Origin of the sequence: Paraburkholderia sp. BR13444, assembly GCF_040948755.1 — a bacterium.
In the GTDB taxonomy this organism is placed as follows: domain Bacteria; phylum Pseudomonadota; class Gammaproteobacteria; order Burkholderiales; family Burkholderiaceae; genus Paraburkholderia; species Paraburkholderia youngii.
Map to the genome: position 1 here is coordinate 593091 of NZ_JBFPKM010000001.1, position 22504 is coordinate 615594.

14 protein-coding genes and 2 tRNA genes are annotated in these 22504 nt (G+C 64.3%); 10 read left to right on the forward strand and 6 right to left on the reverse strand.

The window, feature by feature from the left end; all coding sequences use genetic code 11:
- Positions 1–59: 59 nt before the first annotated feature.
- The gene (locus AB3X95_RS02675; RefSeq protein ID WP_368620597.1) at positions 60–1205 is read right to left on the reverse strand and encodes a glycerate kinase; all 1146 of its coding nucleotides are present in this window, start codon (positions 1203–1205) and stop codon (positions 60–62) included.
- Positions 1206–1662: 457 nt separating this feature from the next.
- On the opposite strand from AB3X95_RS02675, the gene tig reads away from it, so the two are divergent.
- The 8 genes from tig to AB3X95_RS02715 all read left to right on the forward strand — a co-directional run bounded on the left by tig (position 1663) and on the right by AB3X95_RS02715 (position 10861).
- Complete coding sequence (tig, locus tag AB3X95_RS02680) at positions 1663–3009, forward strand: trigger factor (protein ID WP_176367323.1); 1347 nt, start codon at positions 1663–1665, stop codon at positions 3007–3009.
- Between the two features lie 194 nt (positions 3010–3203).
- On the forward strand, positions 3204–3857 hold the full coding sequence (gene clpP / locus AB3X95_RS02685) for an ATP-dependent Clp endopeptidase proteolytic subunit ClpP (protein ID WP_013089401.1): 654 nt from the start codon (positions 3204–3206) through the stop codon (positions 3855–3857).
- Between the two features lie 196 nt (positions 3858–4053).
- Positions 4054–5325 carry an ATP-dependent Clp protease ATP-binding subunit ClpX gene (gene clpX, locus AB3X95_RS02690; protein WP_013089402.1) on the forward strand — a complete coding sequence of 424 codons (1272 nt, stop codon included), beginning with the start codon at positions 4054–4056 and terminating at the stop codon, positions 5323–5325.
- Between the two features lie 201 nt (positions 5326–5526).
- Positions 5527–7947 carry an endopeptidase La gene (lon, locus tag AB3X95_RS02695; protein ID WP_018432018.1) on the forward strand — a complete coding sequence of 807 codons (2421 nt, stop codon included), beginning with the start codon at positions 5527–5529 and terminating at the stop codon, positions 7945–7947.
- A gap of 319 nt (positions 7948–8266) precedes the next feature.
- Entirely contained in the window at positions 8267–8539 is a 273-nt protein-coding gene (locus tag AB3X95_RS02700) for an HU family DNA-binding protein (protein WP_008923411.1), read from the forward strand.
- Positions 8540–8640: 101 nt separating this feature from the next.
- A tRNA-Val gene (locus tag AB3X95_RS02705) sits at positions 8641–8716 on the forward strand.
- Positions 8717–8763: 47 nt separating this feature from the next.
- A tRNA-Asp gene (locus AB3X95_RS02710) sits at positions 8764–8840 on the forward strand.
- An 86-nt stretch (positions 8841–8926) separates the two neighbouring features.
- Positions 8927–10861 carry a SurA N-terminal domain-containing protein gene (locus AB3X95_RS02715; protein WP_368620598.1) on the forward strand — a complete coding sequence of 645 codons (1935 nt, stop codon included), beginning with the start codon at positions 8927–8929 and terminating at the stop codon, positions 10859–10861.
- 134 nt (positions 10862–10995) lie between these two features.
- On the opposite strand, the gene AB3X95_RS02720 is transcribed toward AB3X95_RS02715, so the two are convergent.
- Positions 10996–11337, reverse strand: coding sequence for a hypothetical protein (locus tag AB3X95_RS02720; protein ID WP_176108601.1), 342 nt, complete (start codon positions 11335–11337; stop codon positions 10996–10998).
- Between the two features lie 117 nt (positions 11338–11454).
- Entirely contained in the window at positions 11455–12159 is a 705-nt protein-coding gene (locus tag AB3X95_RS02725; protein WP_368620599.1) for an arylesterase, read from the reverse strand.
- On the opposite strand from AB3X95_RS02725, the gene AB3X95_RS02730 reads away from it, so the two are divergent.
- Positions 12158–12844, forward strand: a complete 687-nt coding sequence (locus AB3X95_RS02730) for an ABC transporter ATP-binding protein (protein WP_176108599.1) — start codon at positions 12158–12160, stop codon at positions 12842–12844. The genes AB3X95_RS02725 and AB3X95_RS02730 overlap by 2 nt on opposite strands.
- 130 nt (positions 12845–12974) lie before the next feature.
- Here AB3X95_RS02730 and pgi read toward each other — a convergent pair whose 3' ends face one another.
- The 3 genes from pgi to AB3X95_RS02745 all read right to left on the reverse strand — a co-directional run bounded on the left by pgi (position 12975) and on the right by AB3X95_RS02745 (position 18067).
- Positions 12975–14597 carry a glucose-6-phosphate isomerase gene (pgi, locus tag AB3X95_RS02735; RefSeq protein WP_368620600.1) on the reverse strand — a complete coding sequence of 541 codons (1623 nt, stop codon included), beginning with the start codon at positions 14595–14597 and terminating at the stop codon, positions 12975–12977.
- Between the two features lie 340 nt (positions 14598–14937).
- On the reverse strand, positions 14938–16593 hold the full coding sequence (locus AB3X95_RS02740; protein ID WP_368620601.1) for an NAD(P)H-hydrate dehydratase: 1656 nt from the start codon (positions 16591–16593) through the stop codon (positions 14938–14940).
- A 178-nt stretch (positions 16594–16771) separates the two neighbouring features.
- On the reverse strand, positions 16772–18067 hold the full coding sequence (locus AB3X95_RS02745; RefSeq protein ID WP_368620602.1) for an FAD-dependent oxidoreductase: 1296 nt from the start codon (positions 18065–18067) through the stop codon (positions 16772–16774).
- Between the two features lie 313 nt (positions 18068–18380).
- Between AB3X95_RS02745 and purL the strand changes: the two genes are divergently transcribed.
- Positions 18381–22463, forward strand: a complete 4083-nt coding sequence (gene purL, locus AB3X95_RS02750; protein WP_368620603.1) for a phosphoribosylformylglycinamidine synthase — start codon at positions 18381–18383, stop codon at positions 22461–22463.
- Positions 22464–22504 lie beyond the last annotated feature (41 nt).

Below are 22504 nucleotides of genomic sequence, written 5' to 3' on the forward strand. Positions count from 1 at the left end.
ACCCCGTGATGTGTGGAACGGTCGTGGCGCTGTGATTGTTGCGGCAACCGTTTCGCGGGTCAACGCACGCCGTATTTCAGCCGCGTCAACTGCTCGGCCTCGTTGGCGAGCAGGCGCGCTGCGTCGCGAATCGCGACGTCGAGCGTGATCGGCCCGGGCGCCGGCGAAAAGCAGCCGCTGAAGTGTTCGGCGAGGCGTGGCAGCGCGGCGGGGTCGACTGCGCCCGACAGCAGCGTGGCCGGCACGCCCGCGGCTCGCGCATGCGCGCACGCGATGAACGGCGCCTTGCCATGCAGCGTCTGTACGTCGGAGCGGCCTTCGCCGGTGATCAGCCAGTCGGCGCCGGCGAGCGCCGCGTCGAGGCCGATTTGCCGCGCGACGGTCTCCGCGCCCGGCTCAAACTGCGCGCCGAGCATATGCAACGCGAAGCCGAGACCGCCTGCCGCGCCCGCGCCCGGCAGGTTGCGCGCGCTGTGGCCGAGCGCGGCTTCGAGCAGATCGGCGAAGCGCGCGAGCGCCGCGTCGATCGGTGCGACCTGTTCGGGCTTCACGCCTTTTTGCGGTCCGAAGATCGCGGTCGCGCCGTGCTCGCCGGTCAGCGGATTGTCGACGTCCGACATACCCACGAACTGCGTGTCGGCAAGCCGCGCGTCGAGTAGCGACGCATCGACCCGCGCCACGCGTGCAAGCTGCTCGGGCGTGCCTTCGAGCGCGTTGCCTTGCGCGTCGAACAGTTGCAGGCCGAGGCCGGTCAGCAAGCCGGCGCCGCCGTCGTTCGTGCTGCTGCCGCCGAGCGCGACGAAAAAGCGCCGCACGCCGGCGTCGAGCAACGCGCGAATCGCTTCACCCATGCCACGCGTGCTGCGCGCCTCGACCGGCACGCCCATGCCGACTGGGTCCGTAATGCCGACGATTTCCGCCGTTTCGATGATTGCGCTGCCATCCGCGAGCAGGCCTGTGAGCGCCGCGCGCGTCGGGCCGGCCGCGCCGCGCACACTAAGCGTGCGGCGCTCGCCGCCGCTCGTGAGCATGGCGTCGAGCGTGCCTTCGCCGCCGTCGGCCATCGGACAAATGCGCACGCTTGCGTCGGGGCGTGCACGCTGTATGCCGGCTGCGATCGCCTGCGCGACCTCTTCCGCGCTGAGCGAGCCTTTGAATGAATCGGGAGCGATGACGACGACAGGCGAGGGCGACGAATTCGGCATGGTGTCTCTGAGAGGTTTGAGTCGTTGTAAGCGGTTGCTGGCGCCGATGAAGCGACCGGCTGCTGGTGACCGGCGGTGGTGGCCCGACCGAGTGCGTTAGCTTATCAGCATGGGGGCGTCGGCTGAATATGTCGAAAGGCATAGGCGGGATCGCTGCAAACCGGATAGCGACGCCAGAGACAAACCACGCTTGCTGTGCCAAAACAACCCGAAAATGCCCCGCAAAACGCGCAGAATGAAGGGAAAACTCGATGCATTCATCGAATCCCGGCTTGGCGCGCAAATAGTTTGCTAAAATATTCGGCTCTTTGGACTCAACCGTGCTGCCGGCGGCCTGCAAGCCCGCGGCGCAGGTGCGCGATCGATGCAATCGGCGCAAATCGATGCGAAGCGACATCGACGGGCAGCACGGAGAAGATAACTGATTCGCTCGAATAATTTTAGGACGATTGAAGCCATGGCTAACGTTGTTGAAAACCTCGGCAAGCTCGAACGCCGCGTGACGATTTCCCTGCCGAAGGATGCCGTGCAGAAGGAAGTGGATTCGCGTATCCGTCAACTCGCGAAGAACGTGCGCATGCCGGGTTTCCGCCCGGGCAAAGTGCCGCTCAAGATGGTCACGCAACAGTATTCGGGCCAGGTGGAAGCCGAAGTGCTGAGCGACAAGGTCGGCAAGGAATTCTTCGACATCAGCCGCGCCGAGAACCTGCGTGTCGCGGGTCAGCCGAGCTTCGCGCCGAAGACCGACGCCGCTGAAGGCAGCTACGCGTTCGACGCGACCTTCGAGGTGTACCCGGAAGTGAAGCTGGGCGACGTCGCCACGGCTGAAATCGAGCGCACCACGACCACCATCAGCGAAGCGGAGATCGACCGCACGCTGGACATCCTGCGCAAGCAGCGCGTGCACTTCCACGCTCGCGGCGAAGCCGGCGAGCACGGCGACGGCGGCGCTGACGCGTCGGCCAAAGAAGGCGACCGCGTGACGGTCGACTTCGTCGGCAAGATCGACGGTGAAGCGTTCCAGGGCGGTAGCGCCGAAGACTTCGGCTTCATCCTCGGCGAAGGCCGCATGCTGCCGGAATTCGAAAAAGCGGCGCTCGGCCTGAAGGTCGGCGAAGCGAAGGAATTCGACCTGAAGTTCCCGGACGACTACCACGGCAAGGAAGTGGCGGGCAAGACGGCGCAATTCACGATCACGATGAAGAAGATCGAATGGCCGCATCTGCCGGAAGTCGATGGCGAATTCGCGAAATCGCTCGGTATCCAGGACGGCGATCTGACCAAGATGCGCGCCGAAATCAAGGACAACCTCGAGCGCGAAGCGAAGCGCCGCACGCAAGCCATCGTCAAGAATCAGGTGATGGACGCGCTGCTGAAGATCTCGGAACTCGACGTGCCGAACGCGCTGATCGAACAGGATCAGGAACGCCTCGTCGCTATGGCTCGCCAGGATCTGGAGCAGCGTGGCGTGCCGAACGCGAAGGACGCGCCGATCCCGGCTGCGATGTTCAAGGAACAGGCCGAGCGCCGCGTCAAGCTGGGTCTCGTGTTGGCCGAGCTCGTCAAGGCGAACGGGCTCCAGGCGAAGCCGGAGCAGATCCGTGCCGAAGTCGACGAATTCGCGAAAAGCTACGAAGACCCGAAGGAAGTCGTCCGCTGGTATTATTCGAACCAGCAACGTCTTGCTGAAATGGAAGCGTACGTCGTTGAAGCCAACGTCGTCGACTTCGTCCTCAGCAAGGCCAAGGTGACGGACAAGGAAGTGAGCTTCGAGGAACTGGCAAGCGCAACGGCGCAAGCGTAAGCGTCGCTGCAACGGCGTGCCGGCTGTCGGAGCGACCGACGGCCCGCACGCCGTTTTTTTGCGCCGCGAGAGTGTGTGACGTACCGGATCCCGGTCCTGGGTGCACACAAAGACGGCACTTGAATACGGGCTCGTCGCACCAACCTGTGTCTAGCAGCTAATATTCAGAATATTTCCAGACAAGGATCCATTGCATGACCTTTCGCGCCCAAATGCTGGACACGTTGACCTCCCAGTCGTCCCGGGATCTCGAAGCGCAGGCACTCGGTCTGGTGCCGATCGTCGTGGAAACGAGCGGCCGGGGCGAGCGTTCGTATGATATTTATTCGCGGCTGCTGAAGGAACGCATTGTGTTCCTCGTGGGCGAAGTGAACGACCAGACAGCCAACCTGGTGGTTGCGCAGATGCTGTTTCTCGAAAGCGAGAATCCGGACAAGGACATCTACTTCTACATCAACAGCCCGGGCGGCTCCGTGTCTGCCGGTATGGCGATCTACGATACGATGCAGTTCATCAAGCCGGACGTTTCGACCCTTTGCATGGGGCTCGCGGCAAGCATGGGGGCGTTTCTGCTCGCGGCCGGCGCGAAGGGCAAGCGTTTCGCGCTGCCGAATTCGCGCGTGATGATTCACCAGCCGCTCGGCGGCGCGCGCGGTCAGGCATCGGACATCGAAATCCAGGCGCGCGAAATCCTGTACCTGAAGGATCGACTGAATCATCTGCTCGCACACCACACGGGTCAGCCCGTCGAGCGCATCGCGCGTGACACCGACCGCGACAATTTCATGTCCGGCGATGACGCGCAGGCGTACGGCCTTGTTGACCAAGTGGCGCACAAGCGTCCTTGATCTGGTACGGTTTTGCCACGCTGTTTTGCCGACTGTTGCGGCAAAACCGTCATCGGGCCGGTGGTGAATGTTCAACTTCCGTCCGGGCGTCTGCGGCAAGCGCCGTTATCCTGCTCACTAGCTCTGCCGCGCCCAAACTGCGTGGTGGGGGCAAACGGCGTATTATGTAATCCGGTGTCCGGAGGCTCACACATCTATGGCGGACAAGAAAGGTTCTAACAGCGAAAAGCTGTTGTATTGCTCGTTTTGCGGCAAGAGCCAGCATGAGGTCAAGAAACTGATTGCTGGCCCGTCGGTATTCATCTGCGATGAATGTATCGATCTATGCAACGAAATCATTCGTGACGAGGCTGCAGGCGCGGGCATCGAGGCGGGCTTGTCCAAGTCCGACCTGCCGACTCCGCAGGAAATCCGCGAAATTCTCGACCAGTACGTGATCGGTCAGGAACGCGCGAAGAAAATCCTCGCGGTCGCGGTCTACAACCACTACAAGCGTCTCAAGCATCTCGACAAGAAGGACGAAATCGAGCTGTCGAAGAGCAACATCCTGCTGATCGGCCCGACCGGCTCCGGCAAGACGCTGCTCGCGCAGACGCTCGCGCGCCTTCTGAACGTGCCGTTCGTGATCGCCGACGCGACCACGCTGACGGAAGCCGGCTACGTCGGTGAAGACGTCGAGAACATCATCCAGAAGCTGCTGCAGAATTGTAATTACGAGGTGGACAAGGCCCAGCGCGGCATTGTCTACATCGACGAGATCGACAAGATCAGCCGCAAGTCCGACAACCCGTCCATCACGCGCGACGTGTCGGGCGAGGGCGTGCAGCAGGCTCTGCTGAAGCTGGTCGAAGGCACGATGGCGTCGGTGCCGCCGCAAGGTGGCCGTAAGCATCCGAACCAGGACTTCATCCAGGTCGATACGACCAACATCCTGTTCATCTGCGGCGGCGCGTTCGACGGCCTGGAAAAGGTCATCGTCGACCGTACCGAGAAGACTGGCATCGGTTTTGGCGCCAGCGTGAAGAGCAAACAGGACCGCGATGCCGGTGAAGTGCTGCGCGAAGTGGAACCGGAAGATCTGATCAAGTTCGGCCTGATTCCAGAACTGATCGGCCGTCTGCCGGTGGTTGCCACGCTCGGCAAGCTCGACGAAGCGGCGCTGATGAAGATTCTCGTCGAACCGAAGAATGCGCTGGTCAAGCAGTATCACAAGCTCTTCAGCATGGAGCGCGTCGAACTGGAAATTCGTCCGGCCGCGCTGCAGGCCGTGGCGCGCAAGGCGATCCGCCGCAAGACCGGGGCGCGGGGCCTGCGTTCGATTCTGGAACAGGCGTTGCTCGACGTGATGTACGACCTTCCGCAAATGAAAGGTGTCAGCAAGGTCATCATCGACGACAACGTTATCGACGGCGACGGCAAACCGCTGCTGATCTACGAAGACGCGCCGAAGGTCGCGGGTTCGAACTGATCGGCTTTCGAGTTCTGCAAAAAAGCCGTTCATGGCGACGTGAACGGCTTTTTCGTTTATCGTGTGGTCAGGCTGGTTGTTCTCAACTATGGAGTCACTGAACCTTCGGAGTCACTGAACTTTTCCCACACGCGGAGGCTTGCATTATTTTCTGCTGGCCTCACCTATCGAACGAACTGATTCCACTCATGGGGAAATGAAATGTCAGGAACCCAACTCCTCCCGCCGGAACGCATTACGCTGCCGCTGCTCCCGCTGCGCGACGTAGTCGTTTTCCCGCACATGGTGATTCCGCTCTTCGTAGGCCGCCCGAAGTCGATCAAGGCTCTCGAAGCAGCGATGGAAGGCGGCAAGCACATCATGCTCGTCGCCCAGAAAACGGCTGCGAAAGATGAGCCGACCGAAAAGGACATGTACGAAGTAGGGTGTATCGCCAACATCCTGCAGATGCTGAAACTGCCCGACGGTACCGTGAAGGTGCTCGTCGAAGGCTTGCAGCGCGCGAAGACGCTTTCCATCGAAGAACAGGAAACGCAGTTCTCGTGCGAAGTCATGCCGCTCGAACCCGACCATGCCGACAGCGCTGAAACCGAAGCGCTGCGTCGCGCGATCGTGTCGCAGTTCGACCAGTATGTGAAGCTGAACAAGAAGATCCCGCCGGAGATCCTGACCTCCTTGTCGGGTATCGACGAAGCCGGGCGTCTCGCGGACACGATTGCCGCGCATCTGCCGCTCAAGCTCGACCAGAAGCAGCACATCCTCGAGATGTTCCCGGTGATCGAGCGGCTCGAGCATCTGCTCGCGCAACTCGAAGCCGAGATCGACATCCTGCAGGTCGAAAAGCGTATCCGTGGGCGCGTGAAGCGTCAGATGGAGAAGAGCCAGCGCGAGTACTACCTGAACGAACAGGTCAAGGCGATCCAGAAGGAACTCGGCGAAGGCGAAGAAGGTGCGGATCTCGAGGAGCTCGAGAAGCGCATCACGGCTGCCCGCATGCCGAAGGAAGCGAAGAAGAAGGCCGACGCCGAGCTGAAGAAGCTCAAGCTGATGTCGCCGATGTCGGCGGAAGCGACGGTCGTGCGCAACTACATCGACACGCTGATCGGCTTGCCGTGGCGCAAGAAGAGCAAGGTCAACAACGACCTGTCGAATGCGGAACGCGTGCTCGACGAAGACCACTTCGGTCTCGAGAAGGTGAAGGAACGCATCCTCGAGTACCTCGCGGTCCAGCAACGTGTCGACAAGGTCAAGGCGCCGATCCTGTGCCTCGTTGGGCCTCCGGGTGTCGGTAAGACCTCGCTCGGCCAGTCGATCGCGCGCGCGACGAACCGCAAGTTCGTGCGCATGGCATTGGGCGGCGTGCGTGACGAAGCCGAGATTCGCGGCCACCGTCGTACGTACATCGGTTCGATGCCGGGCAAGATCCTGCAGAGCCTGACCAAGGTCGGCGTGCGCAATCCGCTCTTCCTGCTCGACGAAGTCGACAAGATGGGCCAGGATTTCCGCGGCGATCCGTCGTCGGCGCTGCTCGAAGTGCTCGATCCGGAACAGAACCATACGTTTGCCGATCACTACGTAGAGGTCGATTTCGATCTGTCGGACGTGATGTTCGTCGCGACGTCGAACTCGCTGAACATTCCGCCGCCGCTGCTCGACCGGATGGAAGTGATTCGTCTGTCCGGCTATACGGAAGACGAGAAGGTCAGCATCGCGCAGCGTTATCTGTTGCCGAAGCAGAAGAAGAACAACGGCCTCAAGGATGGCGAGGTCGATGTGACCGAATCCGCGATCCGCGACATCATTCGCTACTACACGCGTGAAGCGGGCGTGCGTTCGCTCGAGCGTGAAGTGTCGAAGATTTGCCGCAAGGTCGTGAAGATGCTTCTGCTGAAGAAGGCGGAAGGCGCGGTGAAGGTCGACGGTAGCAATCTCGACACGTTCCTCGGCGTGCGCAAGTATGACTTCGGTCTGGCCGCAAAGGAAAATCAGGTGGGCCAGGTCACGGGTCTCGCGTGGACGGAAGTGGGCGGCGATCTGCTGACCATCGAAGCCGCAGTGATGCCGGGCAAGGGCAATGTGATCCGCACGGGTTCGCTCGGCGACGTGATGAAGGAATCCGTCGAAGCGGCGCGCTCGGTCGTGCGTTCGCGTTCACGTCGTCTTGGCATCAAGGACGAAGCGTTCGACAAGCAGGATATTCACATCCACGTGCCGGAAGGCGCGACGCCGAAAGATGGTCCTTCGGCTGGTATCGCGATGACGACCGCGCTGGTGTCGGTGTTGACCGGTATTCCGGTGCGCGCCGATGTCGCGATGACGGGCGAAATCACGTTGCGTGGCGAAGTCCTGCCGATCGGCGGGCTGAAGGAGAAACTGCTCGCGGCGCATCGCGGTGGTATCAAGCTGGTGCTGATTCCGGAAGAAAACGTCAAGGACTTGACGGAGATTCCGGACAACGTAAAGAACGCGATCGAAATCGTGCCGGTCCGCTGGATCGACAAGGTGCTCGAACTTGCGCTCGAACGCGTGCCGCAGGCGTTGCCGGAAGAAGAACCGAAGCCTTCGGCGCCGGTTGGTGCCGAGCCGGGCAAGGATGCCGCGACTGACGTCGTCAAGCACTAAGGTCCGAAGCGCATCCGAATGCGCTGACGTCAAAGCATCCAGCAGCGCCGTTGCTCGCTGAAGCAGAAAACCCGCGGTCAAGGCCGCGGGTTTTTTATTGCCCGCACGACCTTGGCGCGGTGTCGCATCACCAGACTGTCCGCTGCAACATACTTTGATGAAAGCGCCCCTCTAAAATCACGTCGATCAGGCTCAACCCGGTTGACACAAGGGTTTCGGCCGCTTCTAATGGGGCGGCCTGGCGTTAGCGCCGGCCGCGTGGCGGGAGGTGCTGGAAAGCACTGTCACGATTGCCAATAAACATTCACGGGGGTTTTGAATGAACAAGACGGAATTGATCGATCACATCGCACAGCAAGCCGACATTTCGAAGGCTGCGGCCGGCCGTGCGCTCGATGCAGTCATCGCGGGCGTCAAAAGCACGTTGAAGAAGGGCGGATCGGTCACGCTGGTCGGCTTTGGCACGTTCGCGGTCGGCAAGCGCACCGCGCGCACCGGGCGCAATCCGCGCACGGGCGCCGCGATCAAAATCAAGGCAGCAAAAGTTCCTAAATTTAGGCCTGGCAAAGCGCTGAAGGATGCGCTAAACTAACGGGCTTGCTGCTTGAGGAATTGCTTGACCCGGTTGCATCGTCGATTCATCGGGTGAGCGGCTGCAAGGCAGAAAACACATCAAGCACTGAATCACGAAACGGGTGCTTAGCTCAGTTGGTAGAGCGGCGCCCTTACAAGGCGTAGGTCGGGAGTTCGAGCCTCTCAGCACCCACCAGTTTCAGATTCGGCGGCAGTGTTTTCAGTAGCAAGAGCGCAGTAAAAGGAGTGGTAGTTCAGTCGGTTAGAATACCGGCCTGTCACGCCGGGGGTCGCGGGTTCGAGTCCCGTCCACTCCGCCAGTATCCACGAAAGGCGAACTCCGGTTCGCCTTTTTTGTTGCCCGCTGAGGTAAGATCGGGCGTTCTGTTTTTGGCATCCCTCACGCATGCTCGATTTTTTCCGCAATCACCAACGCCTGATGATGTTCATGCTCATCCTCGTCATTTTGCCGGGGTTGGGTTTTGTGGGTATTCAGGGCTTCCGCGGCTTCTTTGACGAAAGCGCAAACGTCGCGAGCGTCAACGGTCACAAGATCACCCGCGTCGAATACGACGACGCGATGCGCCAGCAGATCGACCGGGGGCGTCAGATGCTCGGTGCACAGTTCGACATGAAGTCGTTCGACACACCGGAGCGCCGCCGCCAGATGCTCGACGGCATGATCGAGCAGCGTGTGCTCGCCGACGAAACGCAGCGTCTGCATCTGACCGCATCGGACGACGCGGTGCGCCGTGCGCTGCTGTCCGATCCGGTGATTTCGTCGCTGAAAAATCCCGACGGTTCGATCGACCTCGAGCGCTACAAGCAGTTGCTCGCGATGCAGGGCATGACGCCCGATCAGTACGACGAGCGCATGCGCTACAACCTCGCGATGCAACAGCTGCCCGCGAGCATCGCGGCGAGCGCGTTCACGTCGAAGACGCTTGCGCAGCACCTGACCGAGCTGGCCCAGCAGCAGCGTGAAGTGCAGGGCATCGCGTTCCATCCGCACGATTACGAAGCGAAGATCCAGCCGACCGATGCGCAACTGCAAACGTATTACGACGCGCATCGCAACGACTTCGCGACGCCCGCTACCGCGACGATCCAGTATCTGGTGATGTCGCCGGCCACGCTGGGCGCATCGGTGCAGCCGAGCGACGCAGACCTGAAGAAATACTACGACGACAACATCGCCCACTTCCGCACCGAAGGCGAAGTGCGCGCGAGCCACATCCTGATCGCGGCACCGAAGGACGCGAGCGCGGCCGACAAGGCCAAGGCGAAGCAGAAAGCCGAGGAGTTGCTCGCGCAGCTCAAGGCGCATCCAGACCAGTTCGCGCAGATCGCGCAGCAGAGCTCGCAGGACCCGGGTTCGGCATCGAAGGGCGGCGATCTCGGTTACTTCGGCCGCGGCATGATCGCGGGCGGCCAGGCGTTCGACGACGCGGTGTTCGCGCTGAAGAAGGACGAAATCAGTGGCCTCGTGCAGACGGACTTCGGCTTCCACATCATCAAGGTCACTGATGTAAAGCCGGCGGTCACGAAGTCGTTCGACGAAGTGAAAGACCAGATCACCAGGGAGCTGAAGACGCAACTGGCGAGCAAGGCGTTCACCGACGGCTCGGAAGGCTTCACGTCGCTGGTCTATGAAAAGGCCAAGAGCCTGCAGCCGGCCGCGGACAAGTTCAAGCTGCAGATCCAGACCGCGACGGTCACGCCACAGCCGGATGCGAAGCTGCCGCCCGACAGCCCGCTGAACAATCCGAAGTTCCTCGCAGCCGTATTCGCGAACGACTCGGTATCGGCGCACAACAACACGCAGGCCATCGACGTCGGCAACAACACGCTGATCGCCGCGCGCGTGACGGATTACAAGGCCGCCGCCGTGCCCGCCTTCGACGCGGTGAAGGACTCGGTACGTCAGAAGGTCATCGCCGAGCAGGCGAACGAAGCGGCGCACAAGGACGGCGCTGCGAAGCTGGCCGAGTTCGAGAAATCGAAGGCGACCGCCGGTTTCTCGTCGCCGCTGAAGGTATCGCGCAATGACGCGCAGGGCGTGCCGCCTGCCGCACTGAGCGCGATCTACAAGGTCGATGCGCAAAAGTTGCCGGCCTACGTCGGTGTCGATCTCGGCGATGACGGCTATGCGATCTATCGCGTGAACCAGATCGTGCCGCCCGCGGCCACCGACACGCAGCATCTCGCCGTCGCGCAGCAGCAGATTGCGCAGGTGGACGCGCAGTCGCAGGCCGAGGCCTATCTGAAGGCGCTGCGCGAGCGCTCGAAGGTGCAGTTCTACGGCACGCTCGACAGCGCCGCGCAGACGGCCGACCAGTAAGCCGCCGCAGTAAGCCGCCGCAGTAAGCCGCCGCAGTAAGCCGCCGCAGTAAGCCGCAGTAGGCATTACCTGCCGGTCAAAGGAAAAGCCCCGCAAATGCGGGGCTTTTTCTATCTACGCCCAGCACGACCGTTTCACAGACAGCCGCTGATCGCGCCAGTAGCATTGCTTGCGCCGGCGCCGCCTGCGCGGAAGCCGACCCACGTACCCTTGCCGCTATACGACGGACGGACCACCGCTGCCGCGCCGTTGGGCGGTTGCTGGCCCGGGACGTAGACGTCCATGGCCTGATCGTTGGCCAGGATGCTTTGCGAAACGACCTGCTGTTGTGAGCTATCCGCCCATTTCTGCGCGATGCAGGTTGCGACGGCGCGAGGCGGCTGCTGGCTTTGACCCACCGACTGAACCCCGGCCGGCGGTTGAGCCGCGCAGGCCGAGATGGCAACAGTCAAAGCGATTAACGGTAAGTATTTCAACGTTATCTCCTCAGGAGTCGCTCAAGATTGAGCCGGGTGATACGGAACGCCCCATGCGTCAAACGGCTCGGCGATCCGTGCTCCCCAGGTTCCGGAAACAAGTCGTTGGCAGGTGTTTCAGTGCGGCGAACTTGTGCGAAGGAGTGGCTTGACAGCGGGCCACACGTTGTTGAGTAGCAGTGGCTGTGCCTGCTGCGTCGGGTGGATCTGATCGGCCTGGAACATATCCGGTTTATCCGCGATGCCGGCGAGCAAAAAAGGCACGAGCGGCAGATGGAATTCCTTCGACAGCTGGCCGTAGAGACCGTGGAACTTTTGCGTATAGTCGGGGCCGTAATTGGGCGGCACGTACATGCCGACGAGCACGACCTTCGCGTGGCCTTGCTGCGCCTGTTCGATGATCGTGCGCAGGTTGGCCTCGGTCGTCGAGAGGGGCACGCCGCGCAACGCGTCGTTGGCGCCCAGCTCGACGATCACGATGCTCGGCTTGAGCCGTTCCATCAGCGCGGGCAGACGCGCGCGCCCGCCGCTCGTCGTGTCGCCGCTGATGCTCGCATTGGCGACGCTATAATCGATGCACTCTTCGGCCAGACGCTGACGCATCAACGCGACCCAGCCCGTATCGCGGGGCAGCCCGTACTCGGCGGAGATGCTGTCGCCGAGCACGACGATCACCGGCTTCGCGGGTTCGGGCGCATTCGCCGCATGAGCCTGCAACGGTAACCAAACCAGCGCGGCGGCCATCATGGTCGCGCCGAATGCCGCAGTCAGCGCCGCGGCGCGAGCGGCGATGGCGCGCACTTTCAACCTACGCTTCACCATGCCAAACAGAACTGATCCAGTCATTGAAGTGCGGGGTTTGTGCAAGAGGGTTAAGGATGCGACGGGCGAACTCACGATTCTCGATGACATCGATCTTGCCATCGATGCCGGCAGCAGCGTCGCGATCGTCGGTGCATCCGGATCGGGCAAGTCTACGCTGCTCGGGCTGCTCGCGGGATTGGACAGCGCGAGCGCGGGCTCGGTTCGGCTGCTCGGCCGCGAACTCGGCGAGCTCGACGAAGACGGGCGCGCCGCATTGCGCAGCGGCGCGGTCGGCTTCGTGTTCCAGTCGTTTCAATTGATGCCGCATCTGACCGCGCTCGAAAACGTCACGTTGCCGCTCGAACTGCAAGGCGGCATCGGCACACGCGAGGCCTCGGCGCGCGCGCGTGAACTGCTCGAACAGGTAGGGCTCGGGCAGCGCACCGGTCATTATCCGAAGCTGCTGTCGGGCGGCGAGCAGCAGCGCGTTGCGCTCGCTCGCGCGTTCGTCACCCGCCCGAAGATCCTGTTTGCCGACGAACCCACCGGCAGTCTCGACGCGGCCACCGGCCACGCGGTCATCGATCTGATGTTCGAGATGAATCGCGCGCACGGCGCGACGCTCGTGCTCGTGACGCATGACATCGAACTCGCGCGGCGTTGCGACACCACGGTGACGATCGAAGCGGGGCGGCTCGCGTAATGATCTGCGCGGATCGCGGGCTCGCGCTCGCTGACCGCCGCACCGATGTAGTCGTCGAAGCAAAAACAAAGCGGGCCGTAGCCCGCTTTGTTTTGTCCAGGGCGCACTATCGCGCACTTCAAACTTCCACTCAGCGCTTCAACGCAGCCCGCGCCCGCGCGATCAACGCCGACGTCGACGAGTCATGCTTCTTCACGTCGGCACTCGCCGCGCCCAGATCGGCTTCGACCACCTTGCCGAGGATCTTGCCGAGCTCGACGCCCCACTGATCGAACGGGTTGATGTTCCACACCGACGCCTGCACCAGCACCTTGTGTTCATAAAGCGCGATCAGCGCGCCGAGCGTGCGCGCGCTCAACGCGTCGAGCAGCAGCGTCGCGGTCGGGCGATTGCCGGGGAACGTCAGGTGTGGCGCGAGTTCCGGCTTGTCGGGGCCGGCAACCTTCTTTGCTTCCTCGAGCGTGCGACCCAGCATCAGCGCTTCGCTTTGCGCGAAGCAGTTCGCGAGCAACTTCGGATGATGGCTCGCGAGCGGATGCTCGGGCGTCAGCACCGCGATGAAATCGATCGGCACGATCGTCGGGCCCTGGTGCAGCATCTGGAAAAACGCGTGCTGACCGTTCGTGCCGGGCTCGCCCCAAGTGACCGCGGAAGTCGCATAGTCGACAAATGCGCCGTCGAGACGCGCGGACTTGCCGTTGCTCTCCATTTCAAGCTGCTGCAGATACGAGGGCAGGAAATGCAGCGCCTGCGAATACGGCGCGACCAGATAGCTCTGCGAGCCGAAGAAGTTGCGATACCAGATGCCGATCATGCCGAGCAGCACCGGCAGGTTCTTTTCGAGCGGCGCGGTGCGAAAGTGCTGGTCCATCTCGTTGGCGCCGGCGAGCAGTTCGTCGAACTGTTGCGGGCCGACCGCGATCATGATCGACAGACCGACGGCCGACCACAGCGAGTACCGTCCGCCGACCCAGTCCCACATCGAGAACACGTTCTCTTTCGCGATGCCGAACTTGACGACTTCGGCCGTATTCGCCGACACGCCGACGAAGTGCTTCGCGAGCGCGCTTTCCGGGCAGCCTTTCTGGATGAAAAAGTCGCGCAGCGAGCGCGCATTGGTCATCGTTTCCAGCGTCGTGAAGGTCTTCGACACGATGATCGCGAGCGTCTCCTCGGGATCGATCTGCTGCATCACGTTGTACAGATCGGCGCCGTCGACGTTCGACACGAAGTGCGTCGAGATCTCGGGCGTCGCCAGATGATGCAGCGCGTGCACGACCATCTTCGGCCCGAGATCCGAGCCGCCGATGCCGATGTTCACGACATGACGAATGCGCTTGCCGGTGTAGCCGGTCCACGCGCCGCTGCGAACCTGTTCGGCGAACGCGGCCATTTTCTTGCGCTCGGCCTGCACGTCGGCGAAGAACGGCGCCTTCGGGTCGGTTGCGCGCAATGCCGTGTGAAGCGCGGCGCGGCCTTCGGTCGGGTTGACGACTTCGCCCGCGAACATCACGTCGCGGCGCTTTTCGACGCCGGCTTCGCGCGCGAGTTGCACGAGCAGTTGCAGGGTTTCGTCGGTGATGCGGTGCTTCGAGAAATCGGCTGCGAGACCGCCGCCCGCGAACGTGAAGCGTTCGGCGCGGGTGGGAGCGGGATCGTTCTCGGGGGCGAACCAGTCGCGCAGATGCGCATCGCGAATCGTGTCGTAATGCGTCTGCAGCGAGGACCAGGAGGGGAGCGAGTTCTGGGTCATAGCGTCCGTCTAACCAAGGGGCACGAAGGAAGGCGCGCGCATGAAGCGCGGCCGAGAATGATGCGGCGATTCAGTCAGAGCGATGCCACGCGGGCCGGTTCGCGAGCGGGTGCCGACGATACTTCGCGAAAAGGGTGAGCTTCGCCAAAACGCGAGGCGGCGCACGCGCCCGCTGGAGTATCGCCGCGACCCGCGACATCGATCCGACGCGCGGCGCAGGCAATCAGTATAGCGGGGATGCGTGGCGGGCAGCAGTGCGTTGCGCGCGCTCGCAATGATTGGGATGGCGATGTTTCACCGGTGTGAAAGAGCGAGGCGAGCAAGCCGCGCGACACGCCCGTCAGGCAGGGGTCGCCGAATAGAACAGCCGGTTCAGCAAGGTACGCACCATCGGTGCCAGCTCGCCGGCCGTCAATCCCGCGGGACCTTGGCCCTGCGCGGTCAGTGTATCGGCCGCGAGACCGTGCAGATAGACGCCCGCGAGCGCCGCCTCGAAGCGCGGCAGGTGCTGCGCGAGCAGCGCGCCGATGATGCCGCCGAGCACGTCGCCGGTGCCGCCCGTCGCGAGCGCGGCGTTGCCGGTTGGGTTCAGCGCGAGGCGACCGTCGGGCGCGGCAATGATCGTGCCGACGCCCTTCAGCACGACGACGCTCGCGAAACGCGCCGCGAGCGCACGGGCGGCCGCGAGACGGTCGCGCTGCACGCTCGCCGCATCGCCGCCGAGCAGGCGCGCCGCTTCGAGCGGATGCGGCGTCAGGATGCACGGATCGCCTTGCACGCCGCGCGCGGTGACTTCGGCGGCGAGCGCAGGGTCTTTGGCGATCAGATTCAGCGCGTCGGCATCGAACAGCTTCGGCACGTCGAGCTTCAGCACGTCGTGCAGGACGCGCGTTGCGCGTTCGCCATGCCCCATGCCGCAGCCGACCGCGAGTGCATCCATCGAATCGAGCGGCAGCGTGTCGATCGGATGCAGCATCAGTTCGGGGTGCGGCGGATCGTAGGGCGGGGCGCCTTCGCCGAGCAGCGCGACGTGGACCTTGCCCGCGCCGCTGTAGAGCGCCGCGCGCGCCGCGAGGATCGGCGCGCCGCACATGCCGGTGTCGCCGCCGACCACCGCGAGGCTGCCGAAGGTGCCCTTGTTGGTCGCGAAGTTGCGCGGGGGCATGAACGGGCCGAAGAGGTCGGGGGCGCTGAGCTGGATCGCGGCGCGGGGGGCGCCTGTGGCGGCGTCCTGGCCACCGCCACCGCCGTTGATCCCTGCGGCGAGCCCGATCGGTGCGACCGTCAGCCGCCCGGTGAGGTCGCGGCCCTGCGCGGTGAAAAGCCCAGGTTTCGCGCCGATGAACGTGATCGTGTGGGTCGCATGGACCGCCGCCGCGCCATTGCCGCCGATCACCGCGCCGGTGTCGCTGTCGAGCCCGCTGGGCACATCGAGCGCGAGCACGGCGCCTTGTGTCGCGCGCGTCTTCGTGCGCTGCGACAGCTGCCGCGCGAGCGTTGCGAAGACGCCATCGAGCGGCCGCGCGAGACCGATGCCGAACATTCCGTCGACGAGCCAGCCATAGCCGTCGAGCGAGGCGGGCGGCGCCGCGTCGATCGGCACGCCGGCGGCGCGTGCGGCGTCGAGTGCCCAGCGCGCGTCGGCGGGCTTCACTTCGACCGGCATGCAGACTTCGACGGCGATGCCGGCCTTGTGCAGTTCCGTCGCGACGACCAGCGCGTCGCCGCCGTTGTTGCCGGGACCGGCGACCAGCCATGCGCGCTGCTGCGATTTCGTCACCGACGTGTCCGCGGCGATCCGTTCGAGCAGCCAGCGCGCGGCCGCGTGACCCGCGCGCGCCATCAGCGTGTGCTCGGGCAGGGCCGCGGCGGCCTGGGATTCGGCGATCCGCAAGTCGGTCAGCGTCAGCAGCGGCAGCGCAAGCGGCTGCGGGTCGCTGAGTGGGGCGGTTAGCGGATCGAAAAGGGTGAGCAGCGAGTTTTCGGCGTCTGTCATGGCGAAACCTGGCGGTGCGCCCGCGGCGCGGCGGGCAGACTGGGGAATCGCTATGGTAGTGCCGATAGGCGCGCGGCGTGCGGCTCTTTCGGTGCTGGCGGCGGGAATGGCGCGATGAACGCGGGGTGTCGACAGCGGGCTGTCAGCCCGCCATACCCGCCGGCAAAAGCGCGAAACCTTATTGGAACCGCTCCGGCCGCAACGCCGCGAGCGTGTCTTGCGGCAGCGTCGGCGTCTGTCCCGACATCAGTTCAGTAACGAGCTTGCCCGCGCCGCAGGCGAGGCCCCAGCCCGCGGGCCCATGCCCGACGTTGACGAAAAGCCGCGGATGCAGCGCGTTGCCGATCACCGGCAAGCCGTCCGGCGACAGCAGTTTCACGCCTTCCCACGGCAGCGCCGCCGAAATGCGTGCGGCGCCCGGAATCCAGTCGTGCGTCGCCTGGCCGAGCATCGCGAGCGCCTCCTTGGTCAGCGCTTCGCCGAGTGGCTTGTCGATCTGGCTGGCGCTTTGCAGCACCGCGCCGCCCGCGATCCGCAACCGATGGTTCATGCGGCTGATGCCGATGCGCTTGACCGCATCGACGATCGCGACATGCGGCGCGCATTCCTCGTGCGCGATCGGCGCGACTAGCGAATGCAGCCGCAGCGGATGCAGCGGCAGCTTGAGTCCCGCGCGGTCGAGCAGCGCGAGGCTGCCATAACCGGCCGCGACCACGACCGCGTCGGCTTGGACCACGTCGATTTCGCGCGAGCGGGGCGCGCCGTCGCGCGGCGCCAGTTCGACTGCCGCGCGCTGATTTTCGAGCCGGATGCCGGTCACCTCGCAATTAGGCATGAACTGCACGCCGCCCTGAGTGTCGAGCACCTGTTTGACGAGCTTGGTGAAAAGCGGACAGTTCGCGGTGCGCTCGTGCTCGAACAGCACGCCGCCGGCAAATTCAGGATCGGTGGGCACCGCATGCTCGAACGCCGCGCATTCGGCCGGGCTCATTACATGATGCGGCACCTCGAACTGGCCCAGCAGATCGAGCGCAGCGGCGCTCAGCTCCCATTCGTGCGCGCTGCGCACGAGGTACAAGAGACCGCTCGCCTGTTCGAATTCGAGGCCGAAGCGGGCTTCGACGTCGGCCATCGCCTCGCGCGACGATTCGATCAGCGGCCGCAACAGCGCGTACTGGCGCGCGAACGCTGCGGGTTCCTGCCATGCTCCGAGCTGTTTGCTGAACTGCCGCGCGGCGCCGTTGAAGCCGGTCTTGCTGATCACGCCATTTTTCGCGTTGTAGCGGCTCGCCATGAAGGTCGGGCCGAACCAGACGTCGAGCGGCGTCGGCAGCACGGTGCCGCCTTGTCCGTAAGTGGCGCCTTGGGCGACGGTCGCGTGACGCTCGACGACGCATACCCGGTGGCCGGCCGCGCGCAGGTGATAAGCGGTGGCGACGCCCGCTACCCCGCCGCCAATGACGATGACATCCATGCTCTGATTCGATGTGCCGACGGGCGGCTCGCGCGCGTTCCCGCTGGCTGTGACATGCGGCGCGCCGCCGGGTGAAGCCCGGGCCGCGTGCGCCGATCTGGTGAAACGCGAATGATAGCAGTCAAAGCACCCGCGCGGCGACGCGACGGGCACTCCGGCGGCGCCTCGCGCGGGCAAACGCGGCCCGCCGGCGCCACACCCTGGAGCCCGCTGGAAGCTTGTTCCCGGGGTATAATCTCGGACTTCCTTTCCGCCTCACGTCGCCTGCATGCGCGGCTCTCCGGCATCAATGAGCGACGCAACGTCAAGTCCCATGGCCCACTTCTCGTGTTTCCCCGGCGCTTCGGCCCTTTCCGATTTCCGTCAAACCCGCCTGCTCGACACGCTCACGCGCATCGACCCGAATATCACCGGCGTGCGCGGGCAGTTTCTGCACTTCGTCAATGCCCAGACCGAACTGTCCGCTGAAGACAGCGCGAAGATCGAGGCGCTGATGCACTACGGCGATCCATTCGAAGAAGGCAAGGAACGTGGCGCGGTCGAGACCTTCCTCGTGGTGCCGCGCTTCGGCACCGTATCGCCGTGGGCCAGCAAGGCAACCGACATCGCGCATCATTGCGGGCTCACGCACGTGCGCCGCATCGAGCGCGGCGTCGAATACTCGGTGACGCTGAAAAGCGGCCTGCTCGGCGGCAAGAAGACGCTGTCCGACGAGGCGCGCGCGGCCGTCGCCGCCGCGCTGCACGACCGCATGACCGAGAGCGTCGCGCCGTCGCGCGACCACGCGCTGCATCTGTTCGACGAACTGCCGGCCAAGCCGCTGCAAACCGTCGACGTGCTCGCGAGCGGCCGCGCCGCGCTCGAAACCGCCAATGTGGAACTGGGCCTCGCGCTCGCCGACGACGAAATCGACTACCTGGTCGATGCATTCACGAAACTCGAGCGCAATCCGACCGACGTCGAACTGATGATGTTCGCGCAGGCCAACAGCGAGCACTGCCGCCACAAGATCTTCAACGCGGACTGGACGATCGACGGCGAGAAGCAGGACATGTCGCTGTTCAACATGATCCGCAACACCGAGAAGCTGAACCCGCAGGGCACCATCGTCGCGTATTCGGATAACTCGGCGATCATGGTCGGCGGCATGGCCGAGCGCTGGTTCCCGCGCACGCCAGCCGAACTCGGCGCGAGCGAATTGCCCGAGCACTATGGCCGCAGCGTCGAGCTCACGCACACGCTGATGAAGGTCGAAACGCACAACCACCCGACCGCGATCTCGCCGTTCCCGGGCGCCGCGACCGGCGCGGGCGGCGAAATCCGCGACGAAGGCGCGACCGGCCGCGGCGCGCGTCCGAAGGCGGGTCTCACGGGCTTCACGGTATCGAACCTCGAACTGCCGGACGGCGTCGAGGCGTGGGAAAACGCGCGCGACTCCGCACAGCCGCTCGCGCAGCGCAATCCCGCCGACCAGCACGAAGCGTACGGCCGCCCGGACCGCATCGCGTCGCCGTTGCAGATCATGATCGACGGCCCGCTCGGCGGCGCCGCGTTCAACAACGAATTCGGTCGGCCGAACCTCGGCGGCTACTTCCGCACCTACGAGCAGAATGTCGCGGGCCTCGTGCGCGGCTATCACAAGCCGATCATGATCGCGGGCGGCATCGGCAATATCTCCGACCAGCACACGCACAAGCACGATCTGCCGGAAGGCTCGCTGCTGATACAGATCGGCGGCCCGGGCATGCGCATCGGCATGGGCGGCGGCGCCGCGAGCTCGATGGCGACCGGCACCAACACCGCTGAACTCGACTTCGACTCGGTGCAGCGCGGCAACCCGGAAATCGAGCGGCGCGCGCAGGAAGTGATCAACGCATGCTGGCAGCTCGGCGAGAAGAACCCGATCCTCAGCATTCACGACGTCGGCGCGGGCGGTCTGTCGAACGCGTTCCCCGAAGTGGTGGACGGTGCGGGCAAGGGCGCACGGTTCGAACTGCGCAAGATCCAGCTCGAAGAAAGCGGCCTGTCGCCGCGCGAAATCTGGTCGAACGAAGCGCAGGAGCGCTACGTGCTCGCGATCGCGCCGGCCGATCTGCCGGTGTTCGAGGCGATGTGCAAGCGCGAGCGCTGCCCGTTCGCAGTGATCGGCACGGCCACCGCCGAGCGTCAGTTGAAACTGATCGATTCAGAGCAGAACGAAGCCGCGCACCAGCCGGTCGATATGCCGATGGAAGTGCTGCTCGGCAAGCCGCCGCGTATGCACCGCGACGTGAAGCGCGTCGAGCGCGCGCTCGAACCGGTCGACGTGACCGGCCTCGCGCTGCCAGAGGTCGCGCAGAGCGTGCTGCGTCATCCGACGGTCGCGAGCAAGTCGTTCCTGATCACGATCGGCGACCGCTCGGTCGGCGGCACGACCGCGCGCGACCAGATGGTCGGTCCGTGGCAGGTGCCGGTGGCCGACGTCGCGATCACGACGATGGATTACGCGGGCTTCAGCGGCGAAGCGATGACGATGTCCGAGCGCACGCCGCTCGCCGTCATCAACGCGCCGGCCTCGGGCCGCATGGCGGTCGGCGAGGCGATTACCAACATCGCGGCCGCGCCGATCGCGTCGCTCGACAAGCTGAAGCTGTCGGCCAACTGGATGGCCGCGTGCGGTGCGCCGGGCGAAGACGCGGCGCTCTACGACACGGTCAAGGCGATTGGCATGGAGCTGTGCCCGGCGCTTGGTATCGGCATTCCGGTCGGCAAGGATTCGCTGTCGATGCGCACGCGCTGGGAAGACCGCGGCGTCGCGAAGGAAGTGGTCGCGCCGGTGTCGCTGATCATCTCCGCATTCGCGCCGGTCGAAGACGTGCGCAAGCACCTGACGCCGCAACTGCGGCGCGTGAGCGAAGTCGGCGAGTCGGTGCTGATCGCGATCGACCTCGGTCGCGGCAAGCAGCGTCTGGGCGGCAGCATCCTTGCGCAGGTCACGCAGCAGGTCGGCGACACGGTGCCGGATGTCGACGATCCGGAAGATCTGAAGCGCTTCTTCAACGCGATCCAGGCGCTCAATAGCGACGGCAAGCTGCTCGCATACCACGACCGCTCGGACGGCGGCCTGTGGGCGACGGTCTGCGAAATGGCGTTCGCGGGTCACGCGGGTGTGTCGCTGAACGTCGACATGCTGGTACTCGATGCAAACCACGAATCGGATTACGGCGATGCGAAGGACTGGGCGAAGCAGACCAGCGGCCGCCGCGAAGACCGCACGCTGCGCGCGCTGTTCAACGAAGAGCTCGGCGCCGTCGTGCAGGTGCGCGCGGCCGATCGCGACGCGGTGCTCGCCGCGCTGCGCGAACATGGCCTGTCGGCGTGCTCGCACGTGATCGGCAAGACCAACGAGCGTGATGTCATCGAGATCTATCGCGACGCGAAGAAGGTCTACGAAGCGCCGCGTGCCGAACTGCATCGCACGTGGAGCGAAGTGAGCTGGCGCATCGCGCGTTTGCGCGACAACCCCGCCTGTGCCGACGCCGAATACGATTCGCTGCTCGACGCGGCCGACCCGGGCATCACGCCGGTGCTGAGCTTCGATCCGGCGGAAGACGTCGCCGCGCCGTTCGTTGGCAAGGGCGCGCGTCCGCGCGTCGCGATCCTGCGCGAGCAGGGCGTGAACTCGCATCTGGAGACGGCCTATGCATTCGATCGCGCCGGCTTCGACGCGTACGACGTGCACATGAGCGACCTGCTCGCGGGCCGCGCGAACCTCGCCGATTTCGCGGGTGCGGTGGCCTGCGGCGGTTTCTCGTACGGCGACACGCTGGGTGCCGGCGAAGGCTGGGCGAAGACGATCCGCTTCAACGCGCAACTGGCCGACATGTTCGCCGCGTTCTTCGGTCGTGAAGACACGTTCGCGCTCGGCATCTGCAACGGCTGCCAGATGATGAGCAGCCTCGCGTCGATGATCCCCGGCGCCGAAGCATGGCCGAAGTTCACGCGCAACAAGTCGGAGAAGTTCGAGGCGCGTTTCTCGCTCGTCGAGGTGCAGGCATCGCCGTCGCTGTTCTTTGCGGGCATGGAAGGCTCGCGCATTCCGGTCGCCGTCGCGCACGGCGAAGGCTTCGCGGACTTCTCGCAGCAGGGTGACAAGTCGAAGGTCGCGGTCGCGATGCGCTACGTCGATCACCGTGGTCAGGCGACCGAGCAGTATCCGTTCAACCCGAACGGTTCGCCCGAGGGCATCACGTCCGTCACGACGGCCGACGGCCGCTTCACGGTGCTGATGCCGCACATGGAGCGCGTGCATCGCGCGGTGCAGATGAGCTGGCATCCGCAGGGCTGGGGCGAGATCGGCACGGACGCGAGCCCGTGGCTGCGTGTGTTCCAGAACGCGCGTCGCTGGTTGGGTTGATGTGTCAAGGGGCTGCCGCCTTGCGCGGCGGCCTCGCAGCA

What these genes read in the sequence shown, in the direction of transcription:
- AB3X95_RS02675 (WP_368620597.1), bottom strand. Translation starts at nt 1,205, where the DNA reads ATGCCGAATTCGTCGCCCTCGCCTGTCGTCGTCATCGCTCCCGATTCA.
- tig (WP_176367323.1), top strand. Translation starts at nt 1,663, where the DNA reads ATGGCTAACGTTGTTGAAAACCTCGGCAAGCTCGAACGCCGCGTGACG.
- clpP (WP_013089401.1), top strand. Translation starts at nt 3,204, where the DNA reads ATGACCTTTCGCGCCCAAATGCTGGACACGTTGACCTCCCAGTCGTCC.
- clpX (WP_013089402.1), top strand. Translation starts at nt 4,054, where the DNA reads ATGGCGGACAAGAAAGGTTCTAACAGCGAAAAGCTGTTGTATTGCTCG.
- lon (WP_018432018.1), top strand. Translation starts at nt 5,527, where the DNA reads ATGTCAGGAACCCAACTCCTCCCGCCGGAACGCATTACGCTGCCGCTG.
- AB3X95_RS02700 (WP_008923411.1), top strand. Translation starts at nt 8,267, where the DNA reads ATGAACAAGACGGAATTGATCGATCACATCGCACAGCAAGCCGACATT.
- AB3X95_RS02715 (WP_368620598.1), top strand. Translation starts at nt 8,927, where the DNA reads ATGCTCGATTTTTTCCGCAATCACCAACGCCTGATGATGTTCATGCTC.
- AB3X95_RS02730 (WP_176108599.1), top strand. Translation starts at nt 12,158, where the DNA reads ATGCCAAACAGAACTGATCCAGTCATTGAAGTGCGGGGTTTGTGCAAG.
- AB3X95_RS02725 (WP_368620599.1), bottom strand. Translation starts at nt 12,159, where the DNA reads ATGGTGAAGCGTAGGTTGAAAGTGCGCGCCATCGCCGCTCGCGCCGCG.
- pgi (WP_368620600.1), bottom strand. Translation starts at nt 14,597, where the DNA reads ATGACCCAGAACTCGCTCCCCTCCTGGTCCTCGCTGCAGACGCATTAC.
- AB3X95_RS02740 (WP_368620601.1), bottom strand. Translation starts at nt 16,593, where the DNA reads ATGACAGACGCCGAAAACTCGCTGCTCACCCTTTTCGATCCGCTAACC.
- AB3X95_RS02745 (WP_368620602.1), bottom strand. Translation starts at nt 18,067, where the DNA reads ATGGATGTCATCGTCATTGGCGGCGGGGTAGCGGGCGTCGCCACCGCT.
- purL (WP_368620603.1), top strand. Translation starts at nt 18,381, where the DNA reads ATGGCCCACTTCTCGTGTTTCCCCGGCGCTTCGGCCCTTTCCGATTTC.